This window comes from Halomonas sp. AOP27-A1-41 (assembly GCF_052378605.1).
Taxonomy (GTDB): domain Bacteria; phylum Pseudomonadota; class Gammaproteobacteria; order Pseudomonadales; family Halomonadaceae; genus Vreelandella; species Vreelandella citrativorans.
The window spans coordinates 42604-66927 of the sequence record NZ_JBQSXT010000005.1 but is presented as its reverse complement, the minus strand read 5'-3'; the positions used below and the strand labels follow the sequence as shown (position 1 = coordinate 66927).

At 55.1% G+C, this 24324-nt stretch carries 38 protein-coding genes and 1 riboswitch; of the genes, 5 read left to right on the top strand and 33 right to left on the bottom strand.

All coding sequences use genetic code 11. From position 1 onward, the window contains the following. The first annotated feature begins 153 nt into the window (after positions 1 to 153). A riboswitch (TPP riboswitch) is annotated at positions 154 to 249 on the top strand. A 24-nt stretch (positions 250 to 273) separates the two neighbouring features. From thiM to ACT3TC_RS05310, 5 genes are all read left to right on the top strand, one after another. Beyond that, positions 274 to 1074: a hydroxyethylthiazole kinase gene (gene thiM / locus ACT3TC_RS05330; protein ID WP_444639385.1), complete on the top strand. Its 801-nt coding sequence runs from the start codon at positions 274 to 276 to the stop codon at positions 1072 to 1074. After that, positions 1074 to 1688, top strand: coding sequence for a thiamine phosphate synthase (gene thiE / locus ACT3TC_RS05325; protein WP_444631130.1), 615 nt, complete (start codon positions 1074 to 1076; stop codon positions 1686 to 1688). The genes thiM and thiE overlap by 1 nt, the downstream gene beginning before the upstream one ends. Continuing rightward, positions 1685 to 2605: a LysR family transcriptional regulator gene (locus tag ACT3TC_RS05320; protein ID WP_444631131.1), complete on the top strand. Its 921-nt coding sequence runs from the start codon at positions 1685 to 1687 to the stop codon at positions 2603 to 2605. The genes thiE and ACT3TC_RS05320 overlap by 4 nt, the downstream gene beginning before the upstream one ends. 86 nt (positions 2606 to 2691) lie before the next feature. After that, a complete protein-coding gene (locus ACT3TC_RS05315; protein WP_444639384.1) occupies positions 2692 to 3108 on the top strand; it encodes a DoxX family protein in 417 nt (138 codons plus the stop codon). A 103-nt stretch (positions 3109 to 3211) separates the two neighbouring features. Next, entirely contained in the window at positions 3212 to 3949 is a 738-nt protein-coding gene (locus ACT3TC_RS05310) for a DODA-type extradiol aromatic ring-opening family dioxygenase (RefSeq protein ID WP_444631133.1), read from the top strand. 123 nt (positions 3950 to 4072) lie between these two features. On the opposite strand, the gene ACT3TC_RS05305 is transcribed toward ACT3TC_RS05310, so the two are convergent. The 33 genes from ACT3TC_RS05305 to rpsL form a co-directional block, all read right to left on the bottom strand. Beyond that, positions 4073 to 5431, bottom strand: coding sequence for a D-alanyl-D-alanine carboxypeptidase family protein (locus tag ACT3TC_RS05305; RefSeq protein WP_444631134.1), 1359 nt, complete (start codon positions 5429 to 5431; stop codon positions 4073 to 4075). A gap of 274 nt (positions 5432 to 5705) precedes the next feature. Then, positions 5706 to 6092 (bottom strand): 50S ribosomal protein L17, encoded by a 387-nt coding sequence (gene rplQ / locus ACT3TC_RS05300; protein ID WP_018917717.1) that lies wholly within the window; start codon positions 6090 to 6092, stop codon positions 5706 to 5708. A 39-nt stretch (positions 6093 to 6131) separates the two neighbouring features. Further along, positions 6132 to 7127, bottom strand: a complete 996-nt coding sequence (locus ACT3TC_RS05295; RefSeq protein WP_172117703.1) for a DNA-directed RNA polymerase subunit alpha — start codon at positions 7125 to 7127, stop codon at positions 6132 to 6134. 120 nt (positions 7128 to 7247) lie between these two features. Further along, positions 7248 to 7868, bottom strand: a complete 621-nt coding sequence (rpsD, locus tag ACT3TC_RS05290; protein WP_087108925.1) for a 30S ribosomal protein S4 — start codon at positions 7866 to 7868, stop codon at positions 7248 to 7250. Positions 7869 to 7880: 12 nt separating this feature from the next. After that, complete coding sequence (rpsK, locus tag ACT3TC_RS05285) at positions 7881 to 8267, bottom strand: 30S ribosomal protein S11 (protein ID WP_009099028.1); 387 nt, start codon at positions 8265 to 8267, stop codon at positions 7881 to 7883. 39 nt (positions 8268 to 8306) lie between these two features. Further along, positions 8307 to 8663: a 30S ribosomal protein S13 gene (rpsM, locus tag ACT3TC_RS05280; RefSeq protein ID WP_192536496.1), complete on the bottom strand. Its 357-nt coding sequence runs from the start codon at positions 8661 to 8663 to the stop codon at positions 8307 to 8309. A 123-nt stretch (positions 8664 to 8786) separates the two neighbouring features. After that, positions 8787 to 8900 (bottom strand): 50S ribosomal protein L36, encoded by a 114-nt coding sequence (gene rpmJ / locus ACT3TC_RS05275; RefSeq protein ID WP_009099023.1) that lies wholly within the window; start codon positions 8898 to 8900, stop codon positions 8787 to 8789. A gap of 50 nt (positions 8901 to 8950) precedes the next feature. Next, positions 8951 to 10282 carry a preprotein translocase subunit SecY gene (secY, locus tag ACT3TC_RS05270; RefSeq protein WP_087108929.1) on the bottom strand — a complete coding sequence of 444 codons (1332 nt, stop codon included), beginning with the start codon at positions 10280 to 10282 and terminating at the stop codon, positions 8951 to 8953. After that, the gene (gene rplO / locus ACT3TC_RS05265; protein WP_444627775.1) at positions 10283 to 10717 is read right to left on the bottom strand and encodes a 50S ribosomal protein L15; all 435 of its coding nucleotides are present in this window, start codon (positions 10715 to 10717) and stop codon (positions 10283 to 10285) included. A gap of 3 nt (positions 10718 to 10720) precedes the next feature. Then, on the bottom strand, positions 10721 to 10903 hold the full coding sequence (gene rpmD, locus ACT3TC_RS05260; RefSeq protein ID WP_087108933.1) for a 50S ribosomal protein L30: 183 nt from the start codon (positions 10901 to 10903) through the stop codon (positions 10721 to 10723). 6 nt (positions 10904 to 10909) lie between these two features. Beyond that, on the bottom strand, positions 10910 to 11410 hold the full coding sequence (gene rpsE, locus ACT3TC_RS05255; RefSeq protein WP_172117708.1) for a 30S ribosomal protein S5: 501 nt from the start codon (positions 11408 to 11410) through the stop codon (positions 10910 to 10912). Positions 11411 to 11421: 11 nt separating this feature from the next. Beyond that, the gene (rplR, locus tag ACT3TC_RS05250; RefSeq protein ID WP_008959159.1) at positions 11422 to 11772 is read right to left on the bottom strand and encodes a 50S ribosomal protein L18; all 351 of its coding nucleotides are present in this window, start codon (positions 11770 to 11772) and stop codon (positions 11422 to 11424) included. A gap of 9 nt (positions 11773 to 11781) precedes the next feature. Next, positions 11782 to 12312 (bottom strand): 50S ribosomal protein L6, encoded by a 531-nt coding sequence (rplF, locus tag ACT3TC_RS05245; RefSeq protein ID WP_193053641.1) that lies wholly within the window; start codon positions 12310 to 12312, stop codon positions 11782 to 11784. 9 nt (positions 12313 to 12321) lie between these two features. Then, positions 12322 to 12714: a 30S ribosomal protein S8 gene (gene rpsH / locus ACT3TC_RS05240; protein ID WP_444631135.1), complete on the bottom strand. Its 393-nt coding sequence runs from the start codon at positions 12712 to 12714 to the stop codon at positions 12322 to 12324. A 32-nt stretch (positions 12715 to 12746) separates the two neighbouring features. After that, on the bottom strand, positions 12747 to 13052 hold the full coding sequence (gene rpsN, locus ACT3TC_RS05235) for a 30S ribosomal protein S14 (RefSeq protein ID WP_172117711.1): 306 nt from the start codon (positions 13050 to 13052) through the stop codon (positions 12747 to 12749). A gap of 10 nt (positions 13053 to 13062) precedes the next feature. Further along, positions 13063 to 13602 (bottom strand): 50S ribosomal protein L5, encoded by a 540-nt coding sequence (gene rplE / locus ACT3TC_RS05230; RefSeq protein ID WP_193053642.1) that lies wholly within the window; start codon positions 13600 to 13602, stop codon positions 13063 to 13065. Between the two features lie 18 nt (positions 13603 to 13620). Next, positions 13621 to 13935, bottom strand: coding sequence for a 50S ribosomal protein L24 (gene rplX / locus ACT3TC_RS05225; protein WP_009723895.1), 315 nt, complete (start codon positions 13933 to 13935; stop codon positions 13621 to 13623). Between the two features lie 14 nt (positions 13936 to 13949). After that, complete coding sequence (rplN, locus tag ACT3TC_RS05220; RefSeq protein WP_172117712.1) at positions 13950 to 14321, bottom strand: 50S ribosomal protein L14; 372 nt, start codon at positions 14319 to 14321, stop codon at positions 13950 to 13952. 51 nt (positions 14322 to 14372) lie between these two features. Next, a complete protein-coding gene (gene rpsQ, locus ACT3TC_RS05215) occupies positions 14373 to 14633 on the bottom strand; it encodes a 30S ribosomal protein S17 (RefSeq protein WP_009723897.1) in 261 nt (86 codons plus the stop codon). A gap of 1 nt (position 14634) precedes the next feature. Further along, the gene (gene rpmC / locus ACT3TC_RS05210; protein WP_027337514.1) at positions 14635 to 14826 is read right to left on the bottom strand and encodes a 50S ribosomal protein L29; all 192 of its coding nucleotides are present in this window, start codon (positions 14824 to 14826) and stop codon (positions 14635 to 14637) included. After that, positions 14826 to 15239: a 50S ribosomal protein L16 gene (gene rplP / locus ACT3TC_RS05205; protein ID WP_007112000.1), complete on the bottom strand. Its 414-nt coding sequence runs from the start codon at positions 15237 to 15239 to the stop codon at positions 14826 to 14828. Before rplP ends, rpmC begins: the two co-directional genes overlap by 1 nt. A 15-nt stretch (positions 15240 to 15254) precedes the next feature. Continuing rightward, the gene (gene rpsC, locus ACT3TC_RS05200; protein WP_193053643.1) at positions 15255 to 15959 is read right to left on the bottom strand and encodes a 30S ribosomal protein S3; all 705 of its coding nucleotides are present in this window, start codon (positions 15957 to 15959) and stop codon (positions 15255 to 15257) included. A gap of 11 nt (positions 15960 to 15970) precedes the next feature. Continuing rightward, positions 15971 to 16303 carry a 50S ribosomal protein L22 gene (rplV, locus tag ACT3TC_RS05195; protein ID WP_009723900.1) on the bottom strand — a complete coding sequence of 111 codons (333 nt, stop codon included), beginning with the start codon at positions 16301 to 16303 and terminating at the stop codon, positions 15971 to 15973. 18 nt (positions 16304 to 16321) lie between these two features. Next, entirely contained in the window at positions 16322 to 16597 is a 276-nt protein-coding gene (rpsS, locus tag ACT3TC_RS05190; protein ID WP_027337511.1) for a 30S ribosomal protein S19, read from the bottom strand. A gap of 33 nt (positions 16598 to 16630) precedes the next feature. Next, positions 16631 to 17461, bottom strand: a complete 831-nt coding sequence (rplB, locus tag ACT3TC_RS05185) for a 50S ribosomal protein L2 (RefSeq protein WP_193053644.1) — start codon at positions 17459 to 17461, stop codon at positions 16631 to 16633. A gap of 17 nt (positions 17462 to 17478) precedes the next feature. Continuing rightward, the gene (rplW, locus tag ACT3TC_RS05180; protein WP_087108950.1) at positions 17479 to 17775 is read right to left on the bottom strand and encodes a 50S ribosomal protein L23; all 297 of its coding nucleotides are present in this window, start codon (positions 17773 to 17775) and stop codon (positions 17479 to 17481) included. Beyond that, entirely contained in the window at positions 17772 to 18377 is a 606-nt protein-coding gene (gene rplD / locus ACT3TC_RS05175) for a 50S ribosomal protein L4 (RefSeq protein ID WP_193053645.1), read from the bottom strand. Before rplD ends, rplW begins: the two co-directional genes overlap by 4 nt. A 15-nt stretch (positions 18378 to 18392) precedes the next feature. Continuing rightward, a complete protein-coding gene (rplC, locus tag ACT3TC_RS05170) occupies positions 18393 to 19031 on the bottom strand; it encodes a 50S ribosomal protein L3 (protein WP_193053646.1) in 639 nt (212 codons plus the stop codon). Positions 19032 to 19180: 149 nt separating this feature from the next. Continuing rightward, positions 19181 to 19492, bottom strand: a complete 312-nt coding sequence (gene rpsJ, locus ACT3TC_RS05165; RefSeq protein WP_087108956.1) for a 30S ribosomal protein S10 — start codon at positions 19490 to 19492, stop codon at positions 19181 to 19183. A 159-nt stretch (positions 19493 to 19651) separates the two neighbouring features. Continuing rightward, positions 19652 to 20845 (bottom strand): elongation factor Tu, encoded by a 1194-nt coding sequence (gene tuf / locus ACT3TC_RS05160; protein WP_172117716.1) that lies wholly within the window; start codon positions 20843 to 20845, stop codon positions 19652 to 19654. Between the two features lie 29 nt (positions 20846 to 20874). Further along, entirely contained in the window at positions 20875 to 22998 is a 2124-nt protein-coding gene (fusA, locus tag ACT3TC_RS05155; RefSeq protein WP_172117717.1) for an elongation factor G, read from the bottom strand. A gap of 232 nt (positions 22999 to 23230) precedes the next feature. Continuing rightward, entirely contained in the window at positions 23231 to 23701 is a 471-nt protein-coding gene (rpsG, locus tag ACT3TC_RS05150) for a 30S ribosomal protein S7 (RefSeq protein WP_018917738.1), read from the bottom strand. Positions 23702 to 23856: 155 nt separating this feature from the next. Beyond that, complete coding sequence (rpsL, locus tag ACT3TC_RS05145; RefSeq protein ID WP_009098973.1) at positions 23857 to 24231, bottom strand: 30S ribosomal protein S12; 375 nt, start codon at positions 24229 to 24231, stop codon at positions 23857 to 23859. Positions 24232 to 24324: the final 93 nt, after the last annotated feature.

Sequence of the window (24324 nt, the reverse complement as noted above, 5' to 3'; positions counted from 1 at the left end):
ACAGGCCTATCGCTAACCGTTTCACACCGCATGATGCCGTTGTGATGACATACCATGAGGGCAGAGCAGCCATTATTCCAGCCCCGCTTACCCTACCGGCCTCCCCTTACACATCGCCTGCGCTTTACAGCACCGCCCAAGGCAAGGATAGTAGCCTGACGACAGGGGCGCTTGAGACGCTCAAGCTGAGATGCACCCTTAGAACCTGAACCGGATAATACCGGCGTAGGAAGTCGCGGTGTCATCACACCCGATCTACGCTGTGAGGTGGCCATGACATCACTCCCGCTGAGCGACGCGCTTTCCGCTGTACAACGCACCACGCCGTTAGTGCACTGTATTACCAATTTTGTAGCGATGAACAGCACAGCTAACTGCCTGCTGGCTGTCGGCGCTTCCCCTGCCATGCTGCATTCAACTGAGGAAGTCGCTGAGTTTACTCGCTTGGCCGGGGCACTTTCGATCAATATCGGTACACCTTCACCACACTGGGCAGAAGGTATGCAACTTGCCGCCAGAACGGCCAACGAGCGCAATACCCCCTGGGTATTGGACCCGGTTGCGGTGGGCGCCACTTACTACCGTCAAACGCTTTCACAAACGCTATTGGCTTTTAAGCCCAGCGTGATCCGTGGCAATACCTCAGAAATCATGACGCTTTCCGGCTTGACCCACGCGGGCCGAGGAGTGGATGCCACGGCCTCTACGGATGAAGCGCGTGAGGCCGCCATTAACCTCGCCAAGCAGCAGCGCTGTATTGTCGCGATGACCGGCGTGCAGGACTTTATTACCGATGGCACTCAGCACTGGCGCTTGAACGGCGGGCACGCGCTTATGCCGCGTGTCACTACGCTTGGCTGCGCGTTAAGTGCCACCGTTGCCGCCTTTGTAGCGGCCAGCCCCGGAGCTCCCTTGAACGCCACGTTAGCCGCACTTACAAGCTTTGCTATCGCGGGTAGCCGCGCTGGACAACAGGCGGCAGGCCCGGGTAGTTTTCAGGTAGCCCTGTTGGACGCCTTGTATCAGCTAACACCTACAGACGTCCGTCAGTTTACCGGGCTGGAGGAAGGCTAATGCGTTTTGATCTTTCGCTTTATCTGGTCACTGACGCTCAACTCTGTCAAGCCGCAGGGCTAGAGCGCACCGTTATTGAGGCCGTCAAAGGGGGCGTCAGTTTTGTTCAACTGCGCGATAAACACGCAAGCGATACCGACATGATTGAACAGGCCAAGCGCTTGAAAGCCGCCCTGGCGGGTAGCGGGGTACCACTGGTGATTAATGACCGCTTGAACGTTGCCTTGCAAAGCGGCGCCGATGGGCTGCATGTCGGCCAAAGCGATACAGCGGTTCAAGAGGCACGGGCGGCCATGGGGCCAGAGGCAATTATCGGGCTTTCGATTAATACGCTTGAGCAGCTTCATGCAGCCCCCGTGGCCCTGCTCGACTACGTGGGCCTGGGCCCGGTGTTTACCACCCAAAGCAAGCAGGACCATGCTAAACCGTTGGGGTTTGAAGGCCTGGCTCAGTTAGCCGCGGCCTGCACCTTGCCAAGCGTGGCCATTGGCGGGCTCAAGGCTGAACACGTCCAGCAGGTCGTTACAGCCGGTGCCAATGGCCTGGCGGTTATCTCCGCCATTTGTGGCCAGCCTGATCCTTACCAGGCCGCACGGGCGTTGGCTCGGCCATGAACCAGCTCGACCATATTGCCGCTTTTGTCAAAGTTGCCGAGCTTGGCAGCTACACGCGGGCCGCTGAAGCATTGGATCTTTCCCGCACGCGGGTATCACGTATTGTCATGGCCCTTGAAGAGACGCTCGGGGTGCGGCTTATTCAGCGCACCACGCGGCGCCTGCATTTAACCGCCGAGGGCGAGCGCTACCTTGCGCATGCCCAAGCGATTTTACAGGCGCTTGATGAGGCTGCCGCCGACGTAGGCAGCGGTGTTTCTGAAATACGCGGCCGTTTACGTATCAACGGCCCCATGAGTTTTGGCATGCGCCACCTCTCCCCGCTGGTGGCACGCTTTATGGTGGCGTATCCTGGCCTGGATGTACGCCTGGACTTAGGTGACCGCCGCGTGGATCTTCTCGAAGAGGGCTACGATGTGGCCATTCGTATTGGCAACCTGCCCGACTCAAGCCTGATCGCCAGGCGTCTGACGCGCTGTCAAATGCTGTTTTGCGCATCCCCGGCGTACCTTGAAACCCATGGCGTGCCGGCAAATGCTGAGGCGCTTGCGCACCACCGCTGCCTGCGTTACCGCAGCGATTTAGCCAATAGCAACTGGCGTTTTGAAAATATGACGCTGACACCCCAAGGCCCGCTTGAAAGCAACAATGGCGATGTTTTAACCCATGCCGCCGAGGCAGGTATCGGTATCGCTCATCAACCCAGCTTTTTGGTAACGGAGAGCATTATCGCTGGGCGCCTGGTTCAGGTACTGCCGCACATCCCCCCCAAGATGCTGGATATTCATGCCATTTACCCTGCGCGACGCTTTTTACCTGCCAAGGTAGAGCGGTTTATTGAGCTGTTAACGGACGCTTGGGGTAGCCCGCCTTACTGGGAGCAGGAGATGGGATTGTCGCCTATTTCGCAACAGTGATGTTTGGTACGCGTGGATTATCTCTGCCGTCAATGAACGTAAAGTGTCCCCATTGAACTTTCATCACTGCCCAATGGAGATACCCCATGAATGCATCTTCTTCCACCATGAGCACAAACCTTCAACCCCACGCCATCGCACTGCTGCGACTATCACTTGGCGTGATGGCACTCGCCCATGGCCTGACCAAGGTGTTTGTGTTTACCCTGCCGGGCACGGTCGCCTACTTTGAGTCAATGGGCCTGCCAAGCGTTATAGCCTACTTAACGATTCTGGGCGAAGTTGGCGGCGGCCTGGCCTTGATTCTGGGTATTTATACGCGCTGGATTAGCCTTGCAATGATCCCTCTGCTACTGGGTGCTACGTCCGTGCATCTTGGCAACGGCTGGGCGTTTACCAACGCTGGCGGTGGTTGGGAGTTCCCGGCATTCTGGACCGTTGCCCTGCTCGTGCAGGCAGGTTTAGGCGGCGGCAGCTTTACACTGAACCGCCGCATTAGCTAATCGCGTTAGGCGCACCAAAACGAGTTTATCTATCACCTTTTCTCCGCCATGCCTTTGCTCGCGCCCTGGTCACTGCCAGGGACTTCTGCCAGGAGACGTTGTTATGCTACCCAGTCTTTTTATATCCCACGGCTCTCCCATGCTGATCCTCACCCCTACGCCTGCCCACCACTTTTTACGTTCGCTGGGCAAGCAACTGACGCCCAAGGCGATCATTGTGGTTTCAGCGCACTGGGAAAGTCAGACGCTGAAAGTCAGTAACAGCCCTTGGCCAGAAACCCTTCATGACTTCGGCGGCTTTCCCCGCGAACTGTTCGAGCAGCAGTACCCGGCACCTGGCGAGCCTGCACTGGCCAACCGCTTGGCCAAATTACTGGGGGCCTCAGAAGTGGAACGAGGGTTTGACCACGGCACCTGGGCACCTCTTTCGCTGATGTTTCCCAAGGCGGATATTCCTGTCGTTACGCTATCGCTGCCTGTGCGTTGGTCTAACGACAAGCTGGTTGAGCTGGGTAAGCGCCTGGCGCCACTGCGTGAAGAAGGTATTCTGATGATCGGGTCGGGCAGCCTGACCCATAACCTTTACGAAACCATGCCGCTTGATAACCCGATGCCCAACTGGGTCGGCGCTTTTGCAGAGTGGGTCGATACTCAGCTTGTGAACAATGACCGTGAGGCGTTGCTTGCCTGGCAAACGGCCCCCGAAGCGAGCAGGAACCATCCAACGCCCGAGCATTTTCAGCCGTTACTGGTAGCCATGGGCGCAGGCGGTGATGTCACACCGCTCCACCGCAGCGTTGAGCATGGCGTGCTGGCAATGAACGCGTACGCCTTTGCCTAGCCTAAGCGATTGCGCGCGTACACGTGCACTGGTGAAAAGCCGTAGTGGATCGTGACATCAACCATAAAAAAACCCCACCAGCTCATAAAAGCTGGTGGGGTTTTTTGACATTTAAAACAAGGCTTAAAGGCTTGCGTTGACCACCATGCACTCCATACCTTGCAGTTGTAGTTCACGGCAGGCTTCACGGGCGCGATGCTCATCCAAAGCCACCAGGCGAGCACGGTATACCGGCGTTTGGCCTTCAAGCGTATCCACCTCCACGCGCCCGGCCAAGTTTTGCGTTAAGCGTTGGGCCGCTTGTTGGGCCAGCTGTTGAGCCTGCCCTTGCTGGCTAAATGCACCCACCTGGATACCCCAGGCGCCGGTCGGGGGAGCTTCCACCAAGCGCTCACTTTGAATAAAGTCCTGCAAAGGGTCAGCGTTAGACGCGCGGGACGCCTCGGCCGGGCCTTCAACGGTGATCGTGGCCAGTTGCTCGTCTACGCTGGTATTGGGGGCAGGTGACAGCGTGGTCGTTTCAATACTGGCAAGCATTTGGCTTGGCGCAGGTGTTGGCGCCTTGGGAGGTGCCACGGGAGGTGTAGAACCACCAAACCCCATAAACTCCTGAGAAAAACTGGTATTGGCGACCCATGTACGCTGATCACGCAGCTCAGCGCGCATAAAGCTTCGGTCGAGTAAATCGGCCATATGAGTATCACGCGATGAAGAGCTAAACCCTCCCATCACAATGGCAACCAGCCGCCGGCCATCATGCACGGCAGTCGTCGCGACGTTAAAGCCAGAGGCACGAATAAAGCCAGTTTTTAAGCCATCAGCGCCAGGGTAGTCACGCACCAGCCGATTATGACTGGTGTGGCGCTTGTCGCGATAAGTAAATTCCTGAAGACCGAAGTAATGGTAATACTGTGGAAAATCCTGCATGACACGCACCGAGAGCGTGAGCATGTCCCGCGCGGAGGTGATTTGCTGGTCATCAGGAAGCCCGGAGGCGTTGCGGAAGGTCGTGGCCGTCATACCTAACTCTCGCGCCTTTTCGGTCATAAGCCGCGCAAAGCGCTGCTCGCTACCGCCCAACGCCTCAGCCACCACAACGGCGACATCATTCGCCGAACGCACAGCCAGGGCGCGGATAGCGGTATCGACAGGAATCGTACTGCCCGCAGAAAGCCATAATTTGGTAGCGGGCATGGCCGCGGCCTGGGCAGAAACAGCGAGGGGCTCATTGAGCGTTAAAGTGCCACTTTCCAGCGCTTCAAAGGTCATGTACAGCGTCATCATTTTGGTCAGCGAAGCAGGATAACGCGGTGCATCCACATTTTCTGCGTATAAAACTTCACCGTTATCAAGGTCGACCACAATACCTGCGTAACGTGGATTCGCCTGCACGGTCGAGGTGGTGATGATCAATAGCAGTAACATCGTTACCGCTAGCCATGCCCTCGACGCCTTGTTATCGTTTACTCCCCTCGTCACCATGTCTGCCCCTTGATGATTCATTTACGCTGGAAACGAGACGCACACTTCTTCCTCGGCCTGCACGCGTACACCCCCGCATTGAATAATGCGCCATGAATCAGTTCCCAAGGGTAAACAACTGCAGCGCCAATGGCCCCGTCAATTCACTCTAGACTAGCACGCTCGTCGGACAATTTAACGTTTATAGCGGCATTACTCGATACGCCAGGCATAAAAAAAACCGACCCAGCTGGGTCGGTTTTCATTCTGCTTTAAAGAGGCAGCAACTAAAGATTTACTCTTCAGCAGCGGCTTCTTCAGCAACCGGACGGTCTACTAGCTCAACGTACGCCATAGGCGCGTTGTCGCCGGTGCGGAAACCGCACTTGAGAATACGGATGTAGCCACCCGGACGCTCGGCGTAACGCGGACCCAGCTCATTGAACAGCTTGCCAACGGCTTCTTTGGAACGTGTGCGAGAGAACGCCAAACGACGGTTCGCAACGCTATCCTGCTTGGCTAAGGTGATCAGCGGCTCGATAACGCGACGCAGTTCCTTGGCCTTGGGCAGGGTTGTCTTGATGACTTCATGTTCGACCAGCGAGACAGACATGTTCTTGAACATGGCCTGACGATGCGAGCTGGTGCGATTCAGATGACGACCACTCTTACGATGACGCATGGTTGTAATTCCTTACCAAACTGGGACTCAAGTCGACACTCACGCGGTGGCCTTGTCGTCCTTCAGGCTAGCGGGCGGCCAATTTTCCAACCGCATGCCGAGGGACAAGCCGCGCGCCGCCAAAACGTCCTTGATTTCATTCAAGGATTTTTTACCGAGGTTCGGTGTCTTCAACAGCTCAACTTCTGTGCGCTGGATAAGATCACCGATATAGTAAATATTCTCGGCTTTTAGGCAGTTCGCGCTGCGAACGGTCAACTCAAGATCGTCTACGGGGCGCAATAGGATTGGATCAACGTGATCTTCTTCCTCTTCGACTTCCTGCTCTTTATCAGCTTCAAGGTCGACGAAGGCGGCCAGCTGCTCTTGCAGAATGGTCGCACTGCGACGGATAGCCTCTTCCGGATCCAAAGTACCGTCGGTTTCCAGATCGATAATCAGCTTATCGAGGTCGGTGCGCTGCTCAACACGAGCGGCTTCAACCGAGTAGGAAACGCGGCGGACAGGGCTGAAGGTGGCATCCAGCTGCAGGCGGCCAATAGCACGGGTCTCTTCATCAGAGCCACGGGCGTCAGCCGGTTCGTAGCCACGACCCAGCGCTACCTTAAGCTGAATTTTCAGCTCGGCACCTTCATTGACGTGTGCAATGACGTGGTCCGGGTTGACGATTTCGACGCTATGATCAAGCGCAATGTCGCCAGCAGTGACGACGGCTGGGCCCTGCTTGTTCAGCGAGAGCACCGCCTCATCGCGGCTGTGCATCTTGATCGCAACATCTTTCAAGTTCAGGAGGATTTCGATGACATCTTCCTGCACCCCTTCGAGCGCACTGTACTCGTGCTCTACACCCGCAATTTCAGCCTCTACCACGGCAGCGCCGGGCATAGACGAAAGCAGAATGCGACGCAGTGCATTCCCCAGGGTGTGACCAAAACCACGCTCGAACGGTTCGAGAACGATTTTGGCATGATGTGCGCTGATTTCTTCGACCTTGATGTCGCGAGGACGAAGAAACTCTGTCACTGAACGCTGCATATGAACACCTTTCAGGCTGCCAAACGGATACTGAGTTCTTAAGAACCGTACTCAAGAGCATCTGGGCGGTTAGCTTTGCTATCCCGCCCAGGCTTCAAGAAGCAGATTAATTAACGCCGCTTACTTGGAGTACAGCTCGACGATCAGGTTTTCGTTGATGTCGGCAGTCAGGTCACCGCGTTCAGGCAGAGCCTTGAAAGTGCCTTCCATCTTCTTGGCGTCGATTTCAATCCAGAGGATATCGCCACGGTTGGCCGCAATGGTCAACGCGTTTTGAATACGTGCCTGGTTCTTCGCCTTTTCGCGAATAGCAACAACGTCACCCGGCTTCACTTGGTAGGAAGCAACGTTAACGGTGCGGCCGTTCACGGAAATCGCCTTGTGGCTAACGAGCTGACGCGCTTCAGAGCGAGTCGAGCCGAAACCCATACGGTAGACGACGTTATCCAGTCGGGATTCAAGCAACTGCAACAATACTTCACCGGTCGCACCTTTCAGGCGAGCAGCTTCTTTGTAGTAGTTACGGAACTGTTTTTCGAGTACGCCATACATGCGACGTACTTTTTGCTTCTCACGAAGCTGCAAGCCGTAGTCTGAAAGACGCTGACGACGCTGGCCGTGTACACCCGGGATTTGCTCGGATTTACACTTTTTCTCGAAGGGAGTCACGCCACTCTTCAAAAAGAGATCGGTGCCTTCACGACGAGACAGTTTGCACTTCGGTCCAATATAACGAGCCATGAATCTGTCTCCTTAAACGCGGCGTTTCTTAGGCGGACGGCAGCCATTATGGGGAATGGGCGTCGCGTCTACGATGCTTTGCACGCGGAAGCCTGCGGCATTGAGTGCGCGCACGGCGGATTCACGACCGGGACCTGGGCCTTTAACCAGTACGTCTACGTTTTTCACACCATACTCGGCTGCAGCAGTCGCTGCACGCTCGCTTGCTACTTGAGCAGCGAACGGGGTGCTCTTGCGAGAACCACGAAAACCCGAACCACCGGCAGTTGCCCAAGAAAGAGCATTGCCCTGGCGGTCTGTGATCGTCACGATCGTGTTGTTAAAAGAGGCATGGATATGCGCAACGGCGTCCACTACCTGCTTTTTAACCTTTTTACGGTTACTACGCGGGTTAGCCATGTTGATGTCTATTCCTGTCTTTACGCCAGAACGTGCGTGTTATTTGCGGATCGGCTTACGCGGGCCCTTACGGGTGCGCGCGTTAGTCTTGGTCCGCTGACCACGCAGCGGAAGACTACGACGATGACGCAGACCACGGTAGCAGCCTAAGTCCATGAGACGCTTAATGTTCAGCGTAACATCACGACGAAGGTCGCCTTCTACGGTGTACTTACCAACTTCAGAACGCAGGGTATCCAGCTCTTCGCCAGATAGGTCCTGGATCTTGGTAGTCAGCGCGATACCGGCAGCAGCACAGATATGCTGCGCGCGAGTACGGCCAATCCCGAAGATATAGGTCAGCGAGATCGCCGCATGCTTGTTGTCCGGGATATTGACGCCTGCAATACGGGCCATCAGCTTACTCCGAAATTTGAGCGGCTTGCTCGTTTATTCATCTACAAAAGGCGCAACAGCATACCCCTTTAAATGCCCTAAGGCAAGGGGTATGCCGAACACCCACTTAAAACAACGCAGGAATTAACCCTGACGCTGCTTGTGCCGTGGTTCGATGCAGATGACGCGAACAGCGCCATTGCGACGAATAATCTTACAGTTACGGCACATTTTCTTTACGGAAGCTCGAACTTTCATCGTTCTTTCTCCAAAAACGGCTCGCGGCGCGCCAATCGTAAGGCGGCGCCTCAGCGCATGATGCCGCCGCTACCGTAGCCTTTCAGGTTGGACTTCTTCATCACCGAGTCATACTGATGCGACATGAGGTGTGACTGCACCTGAGCCATGAAGTCCATGATGACCACCACCACGATCAGGAGCGAGGTGCCGCCAAAAAAGAATGGCACATTCCACGCAACGATCAGGAACTGGGGCATCAAGGAAACCGCAGTGATATACAGGGCACCGAACAAAGTCAGACGCGTCATGACTTTGTCGATATAGCGAGCGGTCTGCTCGCCGGGGCGAATGCCCGGCAGGAACGCACCTGACTTTTTCAAATTGTCAGCTACATCCTTCGGATTGAAGACCAGCGCTGTGTAAAAGAAGCAGAAGAATACCACTGCCGCCGCGAAAAGCAAGATGTAAAGCGGTTGCCCAGGGGCTAATGCTTGTGATGCACGCTGTAACCACTCCATACCTTCACCTGCACCTACCCACTGACCAATAGAAGCCGGGAAGAGTAGAATACTGGACGCGAAGATCGCAGGAATAACACCCGCCATATTCACTTTCAAAGGCAGGTAGCTGCTTTGGCCTGCATACATCTTGTTGCCAACCTGGCGACGTGGGTAGTTCACTTTCAAGCGGCGTTGACCGCGCTCAATGAACACCACAAACGCGACGGTGGCAATACCTAGCACTGACAGCGCTAACAGCGGAAGGACATTCCAGGCCCCTTCGTTACGAGCAAGTTCAAACGCTTGCCCCACGGCACTGGGCAGCCCAGCGACGATACCAGCGAAGATCAGCAACGAAATACCGTTGCCGATGCCCTTCTCGGTAATCTGCTCACCTAGCCACATCATAAACACCGCGCCTGACACAAACGTAATCACGGCGGTGAAATAGAAGCTGAAGTCAGCGCTGTAAGCGATGCCTTGGCTAGCCAGACCGACCGACATACCGGTAGCCTGGACAAGAGCCAGTATCACCGTGCCGTAGCGGGTGTACTGGCTAATCTTGCGGCGGCCGGACTCACCTTCCTTCTTGAGCTGTTCAAGATGGGGTGAGACCGCAGTCATCAGCTGCATGATAATCGACGCAGAAATATAAGGCATTATGCCCAAAGCGAGGACGCTCATGCGCTCCAGGGCGCCACCCGAGAACATGTTAAACATGCCCAGGATGGTGCCCTGTTGCTCCCTAAACAAGGCAGCAAGCTGGTCAGGATTGATACCGGGAACGGGAATGTGGGCACCGATACGGTACACCACGATGGCGAGGAGCACGAAGCGCAAACGCGCCCACAGTTCACTCAGACCGCTGCCCATCGCCGGCATATTTCCTGACTTGGCCATTTAGTCCTCTACCTTTCCGCCAGCAGCTTCGATCGCTTCACGGGCACCTTTGGTGACCTTGATTCCACGAACGGTAACTGCCTTGTTCAGTTCGCCTGAAAGGATGATTTTCGCGTGTAGCGTTGCATCCTTCAGCACGTTGGCTTGCTTCAGCGTTTCCATAGTGACTTCGTCACCGGAAACCTTGGCAAGTTCAGCCAGGCGTACTTCTTCAGAGACCAATGATTTAGCAGACGTAAAACCGAATTTCGGCAAACGACGCTGCATGGGCATCTGACCGCCTTCGAAACCAGGCTTGACGCTACCGCCACTGCGTGATTTCTGACCTTTGTGGCCACGGCCGCCGGTCTTACCAAGACCGGAACCGATACCACGACCAACGCGCTTTTCAGCGGGTTTGGAGCCCGGGGCCGGGCTTAAGGTATTAAGTTTCATGGATTACTCTCCCTCAACACGCACAAGGTAATTTACCTTGTGGATCATGCCGCGAACGGCAGGGGTGTCTTCCAGTTCAACCGAGTGACCGATGCGACGCAGGCCCAGGCCTTTCATAGTAGCCTTGTGCTTGGGCAAAACGCCGATGGTGCTGCGGATCTGGGTAACCTTGATCGTTGCTGCCATGGTGCCTTACCCCGTGATCGCGTCGACAGACAGACCGCGCTTGGCGGCGATGTCTTCCGGTGCATGCATAGCAGAGAGACCTTTAACAGTCGCTCGTACCACGTTAACCGGGTTGGTGGAACCGTAGCACTTGGCCAGTACATCGTGGACGCCAGCAAGCTCTAATACAGAGCGCATAGCACCACCGGCGATGATACCGGTACCTTCGGAGGCTGGCTGCATGTAGACCTTGGAAGCACCGTGACGGGCTTTCACAGGGTACTGCAGCGTGTTGCCTGCAAGGTTAACCTTGACCATGTTGCGACGAGCCTGGTCCATTGCTTTCTGAATTGCGACCGGCACTTCACGCGCCTTGCCACGACCGAAACCAACACGACCTTTACCATCACCTACGACGGTCAGCGCGGTGAAGCCGAAAATACGACCACCTTTGACCACCTTGGCGACGCGGTTAACCTGCACTAACTTCTCTTGCAGATCACCGTTTTGCTGTTCGTTCTTCGCCATCGTAAAACCCTTTAGAATTCCAGGCCGCCTTCACGAGCGGCGTCGGCCAGAGCCTTGACGCGACCGTGATACTTAAAGCCAGCACGGTCGAAGGCCACCTGGGTGATGCCTGCTTCTTTAGCGCGTTCAGCAATCAGAGCACCGACCTTGGAGGCCGCATCTGAGTTACCGGTCGCACCCTCGCGCAGTGCTTTGTCCAGCGTTGAAGCGCTGGCCAACACTTTGCCACCATCCGGCGAGATAATCTGCGCGTAGATGTGACGCGGGGTACGGTTGACGCACAGGCGATACACGCCCAGCTCGCGGATCTTGGCGCGAGCACGGCGGGCACGACGGAGACGAGATTCTTTCTTCGCGTTCATAACCCTGCCTTACTTCTTCTTGGCTTCTTTGCGACGCACCTGCTCGTCGGCGTACCGAACACCCTTGCCTTTATACGGCTCAGGCGGACGGAAAGCGCGGATTTCCGCGGCGCACTGACCGAGCATCTGCTTATCCGCGCTTTTCAGCACGATCACGGTGTTTTTCGGCGTTTCCGCTGTGACACCTTTCGGCAGTTCGTAGTCGACCGGGTGCGAGAAGCCCAGTGAAAGATTGAGCGTCTGGCCCTTAGCTTGGGCACGATAACCGACGCCAACAATTTCGAGAGTTTTTGTGAAACCCTCGGATACGCCCGTTACCAGGTTCTGAACCAAGGCGCGGGTAGTACCGGCCATTGCCCAGCTCTTGGCAGATTCGCTCGGGGCGAAGGTCAGCTGGCCATCTTCTTGACCAATCACCACGTCCTGGTGAATGGGCAGTGACAGCGTGCCTTGGCCGCCTTTGGCGGTCAGCTGGCTAGCATCGATTTTGATCTCGACACCAGCAGGCACTTTAACCGGATATTTCGCTATGCGGGACATTCCAGCCTCCTAGAATACGGTGCAGATGACTTCGCCACCTACACCCGCCTGGCGTGCGGCACGATCGGTCATGACACCATTAGAGGTGGTGACAATCGCGATGCCCAGACCATCGGCAACCTTGGGCAGGTTGTCCTTGCCCTTGTACTGACGCAAAGACGGCTTGGAAACCCGCTGAATGTGCTCAATGACCGGCTTACCCTCAAAGTACTTGAGAGTGACGGTTAGTGCAGGCTTAGCGCCTTCAGCAACCGCAAAGTCGGTAATGTAGCCTTCTTCCTTTAGCACGCGGGCCACTTCCACTTTCAACTTGGAAGACGGCATGACTGCCGTCTCCTTGGTGGCCATCTGCGCATTGCGGATACGGGTAAACATATCCGCCAGAGTGTCTTGCATGCTCATTTAATGTGCGCTCCTGATGATTCTACGTGGCGTTACCAGCTGGACTTTTTCAGACCAGGGACGTCGCCACGCATGGCGGCTTCACGCAGCTTGTTGCGGCCAAGGCCGAACTTGTTGTAAAAACCGTGCGGACGACCCGTGATACGGCAGCGGTTACGCTGACGTACCGGGCTTGAGTCGCGCGGCAGTTGCTGCAGCTTCAGCGTCGCCTCGAAGCGCTCTTCCTCAGACGTATTCACGCTTGAGATGATTGCCTTGAGCTCAGTACGCTTGGCCGCATACTTCTCGACCAGCTGCGTACGCTTGAGCTCACGCTCTACCATACTTTTCTTAGCCATGATCCAACCCTTATTTCTTAAACGGGAAGTTCAGTGACGCTAGCAGCGCACGACCTTCCTCGTCGGTGTTGGCAGTAGTAGTGATAGTGACGTCCAGCCCCCGAATGCGATCGATTTTATCATACTCGATCTCCGGGAAGATGATCTGCTCACGCACACCCATGGAGTAGTTGCCGCGACCGTCAAAAGACTTCGGGTTAAGACCACGGAAGTCACGCACGCGAGGAATCGCAATGTTAACCAGACGGTTCAAAAAGTCCCACATACGCTCACCGCGCAGCGTTACCTTGACACCAATCGGCCAACCTTCGCGCACCTTGAAGCCCGCGATGGACTTACGTGCTTTGGTCACCAGCGGCTTTTGACCGGACAATTTCTCCAGGTCACCGACGGCATTGTCGATCAGCTTTTTATCACTAACCGCTTCACCGATACCCATGTTCAGAGTCACTTTCGTGATCCGGGGTATCTGCATAACGTTGTTGTAGCTGAACTGCTCTTTGAGTTGAGCTACGACCTCGTTTTGATAACGTTCTTTCAAGTTCGCCATTTTGCTACCCGACTCGCGTTAGGCGTCGATCTGCGTCTGCGTCGACTTGTAGATACGTACCTTGGTACCGTCTTCCTTAACTTGGAAGCCGACGCGATCCGCCTTACCGGTCTCCGAATTGAAGATGGCTACGTTGGACGCGTGAATCGGAGCCTCACGCTCGACGATACCGCCCTGATTTCCCGCCATGGGATTCGGCTTGGTGTGACGTTTAATCATGTTCACACCCGATACCACGAAGCGGTTTTCTAATACCCGCTTAACGGTACCACGTTTGCCTTTATCCTTCCCGGCGATGACGATGACTTCATCGTCACGTTTGATCTTTTGCATATCCGCCTCGCTCCTTACAGCACTTCAGGCGCTAGGGAAATGATCTTCATGAACTTCTCATTACGAAGCTCACGAGTAACCGGCCCGAAGATGCGCGTGCCGATCGGCTGTTCGTTGGTGTTATTCAACAAAACCGCCGCATTTCCATCGAAACGGATCAGCGAACCGTCACTACGACGGACGCCACTACGGGTGCGAACCACTACCGCTTTCATGACTTGGCCTTTTTTGACCTTGCCACGCGGAATAGCTTCTTTCACCGTTACCTTAATGACGTCACCAACGCGGGCGTAGCGACGGTGTGAACCGCCTAGCACCTTGATGCACTGCACCCGGCGCGCTCCGCTGTTGTCGGCGACATCCAGCATTGTCTGAGTCTGAATCATCGGTTTTCTCCAAACCTAATCTGACTGCACTGATCGGCAGACTTTAGGTAATTAACCCTTAGCCTGCTCAACCACCTCGACCAGCGTCCAGGCTTTCTTTTTGGAAAGCGGACGGCACTCCTGAATGGAAACCGTATCGCCTGCCTTAGCCTGGTTCGCCTCATCATGGGCGTGCAGCTTGGTGGAGCGCTTAACGTATTTTCCGTAGATCGGGTGACGTTCACGACGCTCGATCATAACGACGATGGATTTATCCATCTTGTCGCTCACCACCTTACCGGTGAGCGTACGGGTTTTTTTCTCTTCGGCCATCTCAATCACCTGCCTTCTCGTTGAGCACAGTCTTAACGCGGGCGATATCCCGACGGACCTGCTTGAGCAGATGAGTCTGGCTCAGTTGGCCAGTGGCCTTCTGCATGCGCAGGTTAAACTGCTCGCGGAGTAGCTCGAGGAGCTGCTCTTTGAGCTCTCCTGCTGACTTTTCACGAATTTCCTGGGCTTTCATCACATCACCGTCCGTTTCGCAAAGGTGGTGGATAAGGGCATCTTCTGTGCGGCCAGTTCAAACGCTTCACGGGCCAGCTCTTCGGATACGCCTTCAATTTCGTACAGGACCCGACCCGGTTGGATCTGGGCTACCCAGTACTCAACAGAACCTTTACCTTTACCCATACGAACTTCGAGCGGCTTCTTGGAAATCGGCTTATCAGGGAAAACGCGGATCCAGATTTTACCGCCACGCTTAACGTGACGTGTGATCGCACGACGGCCGGCTTCGATCTGACGCGCAGTGATGCGGCCGCGACCAGTAGCTTTCAGACCGTACTCCCCGAAGCTGATCTTGCTTCCGCGATGCGCCAGGCCACGGTTGCGGCCTTTCATCATCTTGCGGAATTTCATACGCTTGGGCTGTAACATCGACTCGCTCTCCCCTTACCTGGAACCTTTCTTCTTGGGCGCGTTGCCGGCAGGCTGCTGTTGCTTAGCCTTGGCACGTACTTCCTCGATACCGCCGAGGATTTCGCCCTTGAAGATCCACACTTTAACGCCGATGACGCCATAGGTGGTGTGAGCTTCGTAAGTGGCGTAGTCGATGTCCGCACGCAGAGTGTGCAGCGGAACGCGACCTTCGCGGTACCATTCGGTACGTGCGATTTCGGCACCACCAAGACGACCTGACAGCTGAATCTTGATGCCGCCAGCGCCAAGACGCATTGCGTTCTGTACCGCGCGCTTCATGGCACGACGGAACATGACGCGACGCTCAAGCTGACCCGCTACGTTAGCAGCGACTAGCTTGGCATCCAGCTCTGGCTTGCGAACTTCTTCGATGTTCACATGAACCGCAACGCCCATCATTTCGGTAAGATCGCGACGCAGACGGTCGACATCTTCACCTTTTTTACCAATCACGATACCCGGACGGGCAGTGTGAATGGTGATGCGGGCATTGTTAGCCGGACGCTCGATGTGAATGCGGCTTACGGAAGCGCTTTTAAGACGCTCTTCCAGGAAGCTGCGCACTTCGAGATCGTTATTGAGCTTATCGGCATAGGCGCCGCGCTCGGCATACCAGACAGAAGCATGGTCTTTGACGATGCCCAGTCGAATGCCTGTTGGATTGACTTTCTGACCCATCTGGTCGACTCCTACTTCTCGGCTACCTTGACGGTGATGTGGCAGGTGCGCTTCAAGATACGATCCGCACGGCCTTTGGCGCGCGGCTTGATACGCTTGAGCGTCATGCCCTCATCGACGCAGATGGTCGAGACACGCAGCTCGTCGATGTCCATGCCGTTATTTTCTTCCGCATTCGCGATGGCGGACTGAAGCACTTTCTTGACCAGTTTGGCAGCCTTCTTCGGTGAGAAGGTCAGCAGGTCAATAGCTTCGGCGACCGGTTTACCGCGCACCTGGTCAGCCACCAAACGGGCCTTCTGTGCGGATAAAGCAGCGCCACTCAGCTTAGCTGTGACTTCCATCTCTAAATCCTCTCTGGCTTACCGTTTGGCTTTCTTGTCCGCCACATGCCCGCGATATGTGCGAGTAGCAGCGAATTCGCCAAGTTTATGACCCACCATTTCCTCGGAGACGTGCACCGGGACATGCTGGCGTCCGTTATGGACCGCAATAGTCAGACCTACCATATTGGGCAGGATCATCGAACGACGCGACCAGGTCTTGATCGGTTTACGGTCGTTCTTCTCCACTGCAGCCTCTACCTTCTTCAAAAGATGAAGGTCAATGAAGGGACCTTTCTTTAGTGAACGTGGCACAGCCGTTACCTCTTAAGTTCTTGGCAATTTCGATTAACGCGTCTTGTTACGACGACGGATAATCAGCTTGTCGGTGCGCTTGTTCTTACGCGTCTTGTGACCCTTAGTCGGCATGCCCCACGGGGATACCGGGTGACGACCACCGCTAGAGCGGCCTTCACCACCACCGTGCGGGTGGTCTACCGGGTTCATCGCGACACCGCGAACAGTCGGACGCACGCCTCTCCAGCGCTTCGCACCGGCCTTGCCAAGTTGACGCAGGCTGTGCTCGGAGTTGCTCACTTCACCCAGCGTTGCGCGGCACTCAGCCAGGATCTTACGCATTTCGCCAGAGCGAAGACGCAAGGTGGCGTAGTTACCTTCACGAGCAACCAGCTGAGCGCTAGTACCGGCACTGCGAGCAATCTGCGCGCCTTTACCCGGCTTCAGTTCGATACCGTGAACGGTAGAACCAAGCGGAATGTTGCGCAGCGGCAAGGCATTGCCTTTTTTGATGGGCGCGTTGACACCAGATTCCAGCACGTCACCCGCGCTGACACCTTTCGGTGCAATGATGTAACGACGCTCACCATCTGCATATTTCAATAGTGCAATATGCGCGCTACGGTTCGGATCGTGCTCAAGACGCTCAACAGTGGCTGGGATGCCATCCTTGGTGCGTTTGAAGTCGATCAAACGGTAGTGCTGACGGTGACCACCGCCCACGTGGCGGGTGGTGATGCGACCGTTATTATTACGGCCACCGGACTTGGACTGTTTTTCCAAAAGCGGTGCATACGCACGGCCCTTGTACAGCCCCTCACCAACGATCTTGACGACGTGGCGACGACCGGCGGATGTGGGTTTGGTCTTGACGATTGCCATTATCCGTACTCCTGCCCTTATTCGGCGCCAGAGAAGTCTTCGAGCGTTTCACCCGCAGCCAGGGTCACATACGCTTTGCGGTAACCCTTACGCAGGCCAACGCCGTGTGCAGTACGTTTGGTTTTACCCTTAACGTTCAACACTTGAACGCTGCCGACCTGTTTGCCGAACAGTATTTCAACGGCTTTCTTGATCTCGGGCTTGGTAGCATCAGATGCCACCTTGAAAACGTACTGGTTGCGCTCTGCAGCCATCGCGGCCTTTTCGGTCACGTGCGGTCCAAGCAGAACCTTGAATACGCGTTCCTGGTTCATGCCAGCTTCTCCTCGAATTTACGCAGGGCGGAGACGGTGACCAGGACCTTATCAAAGGCAACCAGGCTCACCGGGTCAGCTGCCGCGACATCCACCACGTCAACGTGGGGAAGGTTGCGTGCGGCTAGATAGAGCGTTTCGTCCATTTCTTCAGTGACGATCAACACTTTCTCAAGGTTGAGCTCTTTCAGCTTGGCAGCTACCTGCTTGGTCTTGGGCGCTTCGACGCTGAACTCTTCAATTGCGACTAAACGCTCTTGACGGACAAGTTCAGACAGGATGGAGCGCATCGCCGCGCGGTACATTTTGCGGTTAACCTTCTGGGTATAGTCTTGCGGACGTGCCGCGAAGGTTACGCCGCCACTGCGCCACAGCGGAGAACGGATGGTACCAGCACGTGCACGGCCGGTACCTTTCTGACGCCACGGTTTTTTACCACCACCGCGAACATCGGAACGGCTCTTTTGAGCGCTAGTACCTTGACGGCCACCAGCCAAATAGGCGGTAACAACCTGGTGAACTAGCGCTTCGTTGAATTCTTTGCCAAAAGTGGCGTCGGCTACTTCAACGGTACCCGTGCCTGCAGCAAGATTCAGATTCATTGGTAATTATCCCCTTCAGCCAGCTTTCACGGCGCTGCGAACGATAACGTCGCTGCCGGGTGCTCCCGGTACGGCGCCCTTGATCAGCAGCAGGTTACGCTCGGCGTCAACACGGACGATCTCAAGGCTCTGTACGGTGCAACGGGCGTTACCCATTTGACCGGCCATTTTCTTGCCTTTAAATACGCGACCAGGTGTTTGACACATGCCGATAGAACCCGGCGCGCGGTGCGACAGGGAGTTACCATGGCTGTTGTCTTGGGTACGGAAGTTCCAGCGCTTAACAGCACCCTGGAAGCCTTTACCCTTAGAGGTGCCGGTCACGTCGATCATTTGACCAGCTTCGAAGAGGGATACGGTGAGTTCGCCACCCACTTCTGGAGCTTCTTCGCCTTCTGCAAGGCGGAATTCCATCAGTGAACGACCAGCCTCAACACCCGCTTTGGCAAACTGACCAGCCTGCGCTTTGGTGAGGTGTTTGGCTTTACGAGAACCTGTAGTGATCTGAACCGCTGCGTAGCCGTCAGACTCAATGGTCTTAACGCGCGTCACACGATTAGGATCAACTTCAATAACGGTCACGGGCACGGATGCGCCATCTTCGGTAAAGACACGGGTCATCCCGGCCTTTGTACCGACTAAACCGATAGTCATACTCAGTCTCCTATAGTGTACGGGGCTATCACCCGCTATGGCTGCCCTTTCCAGAGCATTCCACTAGCACATTGTGTGGCGCCTCACGGCGCGGCGGCTGCTGTTCATGCGATAAATGATGAACGCTGGGCCGCAAGTGTCTAGTGTAATTAGTTGAGCTTGATTTGCACGTCTACGCCAGCGGCGAGATCAAGCTTCATCAACGCATCAACTGTTTTTTCAGTTGGCTCAACGATGTCGAGCACACGCTTGTGCGTACGAATCTCATACTGATCACGCGCATCCTTATTGACGTGCGGTGAAACCAGGATGGTGTAACGCTCGCGGTTGGTCGGCAGCGGGATCGGCCCACGAACCTGAGCACCAGTACGCTTAGCGGTTTCAACAATCTCCGCTGTGGACTGGTCGATCAGGCGATGGTCGAACGCTTTCAACCGAATGCGAATCTTTTGGTTCTGCATTTGCCCTAAACTCCAATGGATGTCGACGGCGCGAGCCGTCTACCCACGCATTCAAAGGATGCGCATTATAGGCACGCCAAAAGCCCATGTCAAACATTTGCTATTGGTGCGCAGAAAAGGGGGCTCGCGAGAGCCCCCTTCATCGATCAAGTAAATCGATTACTTAACGATTTTTGCCACAACGCCAGCACCAACGGTACGACCACCTTCGCGAATAGCGAAGCGCAGACCGTCGTCCATAGCGATCGGAGCAATCAAGGTAACAACCATCTGAACGTTGTCACCCGGCATTACCATTTCAACACCTTCCGGCAGTTCACAGGTACCGGTGATGTCAGTGGTACGGAAGTAGAACTGCGGACGGTAGCCCTTGAAGAAAGGCGTGTGACGACCACCTTCTTCTTTGGACAGTACGTAAACTTCGGCTTCAAACTCGGTGTGCGGGTTGATAGTACCCGGCTTGGCCAGAACCTGACCACGCTCAACGTCATCACGCTTGGTACCACGCAGCAACGCACCAACGTTCTCACCTGCACGACCTTCGTCGAGCAGCTTACGGAACATTTCAACACCGGTAACGATGGTTTTGGTGGTCTCGCGGATACCCACGATCTCAACTTCGCTACCCGGATTGATAATACCGCGCTCTACACGACCGGTAACAACAGTACCACGGCCAGAGATAGAGAATACGTCTTCAATCGGCATCAGGAACGGCTGGTCGACAGCACGCTCCGGCTCAGGAATGTAAGCATCCAGAGCTTTGATCAGATTAGCAACGGCGGTAGTACCCATGCCGTTCTCATCTTCACCGTTCAGAGCCATCAGCGCTGAACCAGTGATGATCGGCGTGTCATCGCCCGGGAAGTCGTACTCGTCGAGGAGCTCACGAACTTCCATCTCAACCAGCTCAAGCAGCTCTTCGTCATCGACCATGTCCGCTTTATTCAGGAACACAACGATGTACGGAACGCCAACCTGGCGAGACAGCAGGATGTGCTCGCGCGTCTGCGGCATCGGGCCGTCAGCAGCAGAACATACCAGGATCGCGCCGTCCATCTGCGCAGCACCGGTGATCATGTTCTTGACGTAGTCAGCGTGCCCCGGGCAGTCAACGTGCGCGTAGTGACGCTCTTCAGACTGATATTCCACGTGGGAAGTCGCGATAGTGATACCACGCTCGCGCTCTTCAGGAGCGTTATCGATAGTATCAAATTCACGCCAATCGCCGCCGAAAACCTCAGCAGATACGCGGGTTAGGGCCGCAGTCAGAGTCGTTTTACCGTGGTCGACGTGACCGATGGTGCCGACGTTGACGTGCGGTTTGGAACGTTCGAATTTTTCCTTAGCCACTGCTATAACCTCTTTACGTTAGCTAACGGTTAACCGTTTTGATTGATGACGGCTTCAACGACGCTGGAGGGCGCCTCGTCGTACTTCGAGAACTCCATAGAGTAGCTCGCACGGCCCTGGGTTTGTGAGCGCAGGTCGGTTGCGTAACCGAACATCTCACCCAGCGGCACCGTCGCACGAATGACTTTACCAGAAGAAGAGTCATCCATACCCTGCACCAGACCGCGACGACGGCTCAGGTCGCCCATGACGTCGCCCATAAATTCCTCGGGAGTCACGACTTCGACCTTCATCACCGGCTCCAGCAGCACGGCCTTGGCCTTCCTGGCACCTTCCTTCACTGCCATAGAAGAAGCAATCTTGAACGCAGTCTCGTTAGAGTCTACGTCGTGGAAGGAGCCGTCGAACAGCGTCACTTTAACGTCGATCATCGGGTAACCCGCGATGACACCGTTTTTAAGCTGCTCGTAAGCGCCTTTCTCAACCGCAGGGACGTATTCCTTGGGAACCGTACCACCTACGATCTCAGAGTTGAATTTGAAGAAAATCTCTTCTTCGCCTTCACCCTTCTCTTCAGCAGTCAGCGGCTCAATACGCAGCAAAACGTGACCGTACTGACCACGACCACCGGACTGACGTACAAACTTGCCTTCCTGCTCAATGCTGCCACGAATAGTTTCGCGGTATGCTACCTGCGGCTTACCGATATTGGCTTCCACCTTAAACTCGCGACGCATACGGTCAACGAGAATATCCAGGTGAAGCTCACCCATACCAGAAATAATCGTCTGGCCGGTCTCTTCGTCGGTTTTAACCTGGAAAGAAGGATCTTCCTGGGCCAATTTACCCAGTGCAATACCCATTTTTTCCTGGTCAGCCTTGGACTTCGGCTCAACGGCAACCGAGATAACCGGATCCGGGAACTCCATGCGCTCAAGAACGATCTTGTTATCAATATCACACAGGGTATCACCCGTGGTGACATCTTTCAGACCGATACATGCTGCAATATCGCCAGCGAGTACTTCTTTGATCTCTTCGCGCGAGTTGGCGTGCATCTGTACGATACGACCAACGCGCTCTTTCTTCTGCTTAACGGAGTTATATACACCGTCACCAGACTTCAGAACGCCCGAGTAAACGCGGATAAAGGTCAGCGTACCAACGAAGGGGTCGGTAGCGATCTTGAATGCCAACGCTGCAAACGGCGCACTGTCATCGGCTTCACGCTTAGCGATGGTGCCATCTTTATCGTCCAGCTCACCTTCGATCGCCTTAACTTCAGTTGGCGAAGGCATGTACTCGATAACACCGTCCAGCACTGCCTGAACACCTTTATTCTTAAAGGCAGAACCGCAGGTAACCAGAACAATCTCATTGGCCAGAGTACGCGTACGAAGACCTGCCTTGATCTCTTCGATCGACAGCTCGACGCCTTCCAGGTACTTGTCCATTAGCTCGTCAGAGCCTTCGGCAGCCGCTTCGACCATCTGCTCGCGATACTTCTCGGCAGTCTCTTGCAGCTCAGCCGGAATATCCACGAGTTCGAAATTCATACCCAGGCTAGCCTCATCCCACAGGATAGCCTTCATCTGAATCAGGTCGATAACGCCCTTAAAGTCCTCTTCCGTACCCCAGTTGATCTGGATCGGCACGGCATTCGCACCCAAGCGCTCTTTCAACTGGTCAACAACCATGAAGAAATCAGCGCCAGTACGGTCCATCTTGTTAACAAAGACCATACGCGGTACTTCGTACTTATCGGCCTGACGCCATACTGTTTCGGTCTGCGGCTGAACGCCGGAAGACCCACACAGTACAACAACCGCACCATCAAGAACGCGCAATGAACGCTCAACTTCGATAGTGAAGTCAACGTGCCCAGGCGTATCGATGATGTTGATACGGTGCTCATCAAACTGCTTGGCCATACCTTGCCAGAAGGTGGTGACAGCGGCAGAGGTGATCGTAATACCACGCTCCTGCTCCTGCTCCATCCAGTCAGTCGTTGAGGCACCCTCGTGTGTTTCACCCAACTTGTGATTCAAGCCGGTATAGAACAGTACCCGCTCGGTCGTTGTGGTTTTACCCGCATCAACGTGCGCTACGATACCAATATTGCGATAACGATTAAGTGGTGTCTTGCGTGCCACGGTGAAACTCCCGTTAGTTGGCGATGCTCGTTAACTTAGCAGTGGCAAAAGTGAGCCTTACGCTACCGCCGCTATCACAGAATGATAACGGCGGGGTGTTGCAACAAAGCGACTCGACCTACCACTTCCAACGACGCCCTGCTGAAACAACGTGCATATATAAACGCGAACTTTATAAACACTGCGCTTACAAACGCCGTACTTAAAAACGTCACTCTTGAAAGGGACGCTCTTAGAAACGATAGTGCGAGAAAGCCTTGTTGGCTTCGGCCATACGATGCACGTCTTCGCGCTTCTTAACAGCAGAACCTTTACCTTCTGCGGCATCCAGCATTTCGCCTGCCAGACGCTGAACCATCGTTTTTTCACCGCGGCGACGCGCCGCGTCTACCAACCAGCGCATAGCGAGCGCTTGGCGGCGAGACGGACGAACTTCAACCGGAACCTGATAGGTCGCACCACCCACGCGGCGCGACTTCACTTCGACCATCGGCTGGATGGTTTCCAGCGCTTTGTCGAAGATTTCCAGCGGCTCTTCACTACTACGCTCGGCAACCTTGTCCAACGCACCGTAAACAATGCGCTCAGCTATGGACTTCTTGCCGCTGACCATCAGGTGGTTCATGAACTTCGCCAGACGCTCACTTCCGAACTTGGGATCCGGCAGGATTTCGCGTTTAGCTACAACTCTTCTTCTAGGCATGATAAGCCCTCAATTAAGGATCCTTCAGGTAAACCCGGAACTCGCGCTTAGTATCGACTACCCTGCACTGCCCGACCTTACTCTTATCAGACCATCATATTCGTGTTGGACATTACGTTACATACGCTGCAAACACAGCGTGACGGCAAGCTGTCTTAAGACTTCGGACGCTTAGTACCGTACTTGGAACGGCCCTGCTTACGATTCTGTACGCCAGAGGTGTCAAGGGCGCCACGAACGGTGTGATAACGCACACCTGGCAAATCCTTTACACGACCGCCGCGAATCAGAACAACAGAGTGCTCCTGCAGGTTGTGACCTTCACCACCAATGTAAGAAGAAACTTCGAAACCGTTGGTCAGGCGCACACGGCAAACCTTACGCAGGGCCGAGTTCGGCTTCTTGGGAGTAGTGGTGTATACGCGCGTACATACGCCGCGCTTTTGCGGACAAGCCTGAAGCGCGGGCACGTCACTTTTAGTAACGGGGCGCTTGCGCGGCTTACGCACTAGCTGATTAATCGTTGCCATGGTGTTTAGCTGACTCCAATGGTTGCCTAGCCTTTAACAAATACGGGCAGCGGATGCGGGCGCACCCACCCCACTGTTAAAGGCTGCGCATTC

Coding starts and splice junctions, on each gene's coding strand:
- thiM (WP_444639385.1), top strand. CDS start 274: ATGACATCACTCCCGCTGAGCGACGCGCTTTCCGCTGTACAACGCACC.
- thiE (WP_444631130.1), top strand. CDS start 1,074: ATGCGTTTTGATCTTTCGCTTTATCTGGTCACTGACGCTCAACTCTGT.
- ACT3TC_RS05320 (WP_444631131.1), top strand. CDS start 1,685: ATGAACCAGCTCGACCATATTGCCGCTTTTGTCAAAGTTGCCGAGCTT.
- ACT3TC_RS05315 (WP_444639384.1), top strand. CDS start 2,692: ATGAATGCATCTTCTTCCACCATGAGCACAAACCTTCAACCCCACGCC.
- ACT3TC_RS05310 (WP_444631133.1), top strand. CDS start 3,212: ATGCTACCCAGTCTTTTTATATCCCACGGCTCTCCCATGCTGATCCTC.
- ACT3TC_RS05305 (WP_444631134.1), bottom strand. CDS start 5,431: ATGGTGACGAGGGGAGTAAACGATAACAAGGCGTCGAGGGCATGGCTA.
- rplQ (WP_018917717.1), bottom strand. CDS start 6,092: ATGCGTCATCGTAAGAGTGGTCGTCATCTGAATCGCACCAGCTCGCAT.
- ACT3TC_RS05295 (WP_172117703.1), bottom strand. CDS start 7,127: ATGCAGCGTTCAGTGACAGAGTTTCTTCGTCCTCGCGACATCAAGGTC.
- rpsD (WP_087108925.1), bottom strand. CDS start 7,868: ATGGCTCGTTATATTGGACCGAAGTGCAAACTGTCTCGTCGTGAAGGC.
- rpsK (WP_009099028.1), bottom strand. CDS start 8,267: ATGGCTAACCCGCGTAGTAACCGTAAAAAGGTTAAAAAGCAGGTAGTG.
- rpsM (WP_192536496.1), bottom strand. CDS start 8,663: ATGGCCCGTATTGCAGGCGTCAATATCCCGGACAACAAGCATGCGGCG.
- rpmJ (WP_009099023.1), bottom strand. CDS start 8,900: ATGAAAGTTCGAGCTTCCGTAAAGAAAATGTGCCGTAACTGTAAGATT.
- secY (WP_087108929.1), bottom strand. CDS start 10,282: ATGGCCAAGTCAGGAAATATGCCGGCGATGGGCAGCGGTCTGAGTGAA.
- rplO (WP_444627775.1), bottom strand. CDS start 10,717: ATGAAACTTAATACCTTAAGCCCGGCCCCGGGCTCCAAACCCGCTGAA.
- rpmD (WP_087108933.1), bottom strand. CDS start 10,903: ATGGCAGCAACGATCAAGGTTACCCAGATCCGCAGCACCATCGGCGTT.
- rpsE (WP_172117708.1), bottom strand. CDS start 11,410: ATGGCGAAGAACGAACAGCAAAACGGTGATCTGCAAGAGAAGTTAGTG.
- rplR (WP_008959159.1), bottom strand. CDS start 11,772: ATGAACGCGAAGAAAGAATCTCGTCTCCGTCGTGCCCGCCGTGCTCGC.
- rplF (WP_193053641.1), bottom strand. CDS start 12,312: ATGTCCCGCATAGCGAAATATCCGGTTAAAGTGCCTGCTGGTGTCGAG.
- rpsH (WP_444631135.1), bottom strand. CDS start 12,714: ATGAGCATGCAAGACACTCTGGCGGATATGTTTACCCGTATCCGCAAT.
- rpsN (WP_172117711.1), bottom strand. CDS start 13,052: ATGGCTAAGAAAAGTATGGTAGAGCGTGAGCTCAAGCGTACGCAGCTG.
- rplE (WP_193053642.1), bottom strand. CDS start 13,602: ATGGCGAACTTGAAAGAACGTTATCAAAACGAGGTCGTAGCTCAACTC.
- rplX (WP_009723895.1), bottom strand. CDS start 13,935: ATGCAAAAGATCAAACGTGACGATGAAGTCATCGTCATCGCCGGGAAG.
- rplN (WP_172117712.1), bottom strand. CDS start 14,321: ATGATTCAGACTCAGACAATGCTGGATGTCGCCGACAACAGCGGAGCG.
- rpsQ (WP_009723897.1), bottom strand. CDS start 14,633: ATGGCCGAAGAGAAAAAAACCCGTACGCTCACCGGTAAGGTGGTGAGC.
- rpmC (WP_027337514.1), bottom strand. CDS start 14,826: ATGAAAGCCCAGGAAATTCGTGAAAAGTCAGCAGGAGAGCTCAAAGAG.
- rplP (WP_007112000.1), bottom strand. CDS start 15,239: ATGTTACAGCCCAAGCGTATGAAATTCCGCAAGATGATGAAAGGCCGC.
- rpsC (WP_193053643.1), bottom strand. CDS start 15,959: ATGGGTCAGAAAGTCAATCCAACAGGCATTCGACTGGGCATCGTCAAA.
- rplV (WP_009723900.1), bottom strand. CDS start 16,303: ATGGAAGTCACAGCTAAGCTGAGTGGCGCTGCTTTATCCGCACAGAAG.
- rplB (WP_193053644.1), bottom strand. CDS start 17,461: ATGGCAATCGTCAAGACCAAACCCACATCCGCCGGTCGTCGCCACGTC.
- rplW (WP_087108950.1), bottom strand. CDS start 17,775: ATGAACCAGGAACGCGTATTCAAGGTTCTGCTTGGACCGCACGTGACC.
- rplD (WP_193053645.1), bottom strand. CDS start 18,377: ATGAATCTGAATCTTGCTGCAGGCACGGGTACCGTTGAAGTAGCCGAC.
- rplC (WP_193053646.1), bottom strand. CDS start 19,031: ATGACTATCGGTTTAGTCGGTACAAAGGCCGGGATGACCCGTGTCTTT.
- rpsJ (WP_087108956.1), bottom strand. CDS start 19,492: ATGCAGAACCAAAAGATTCGCATTCGGTTGAAAGCGTTCGACCATCGC.
- rpsG (WP_018917738.1), bottom strand. CDS start 23,701: ATGCCTAGAAGAAGAGTTGTAGCTAAACGCGAAATCCTGCCGGATCCC.
- rpsL (WP_009098973.1), bottom strand. CDS start 24,231: ATGGCAACGATTAATCAGCTAGTGCGTAAGCCGCGCAAGCGCCCCGTT.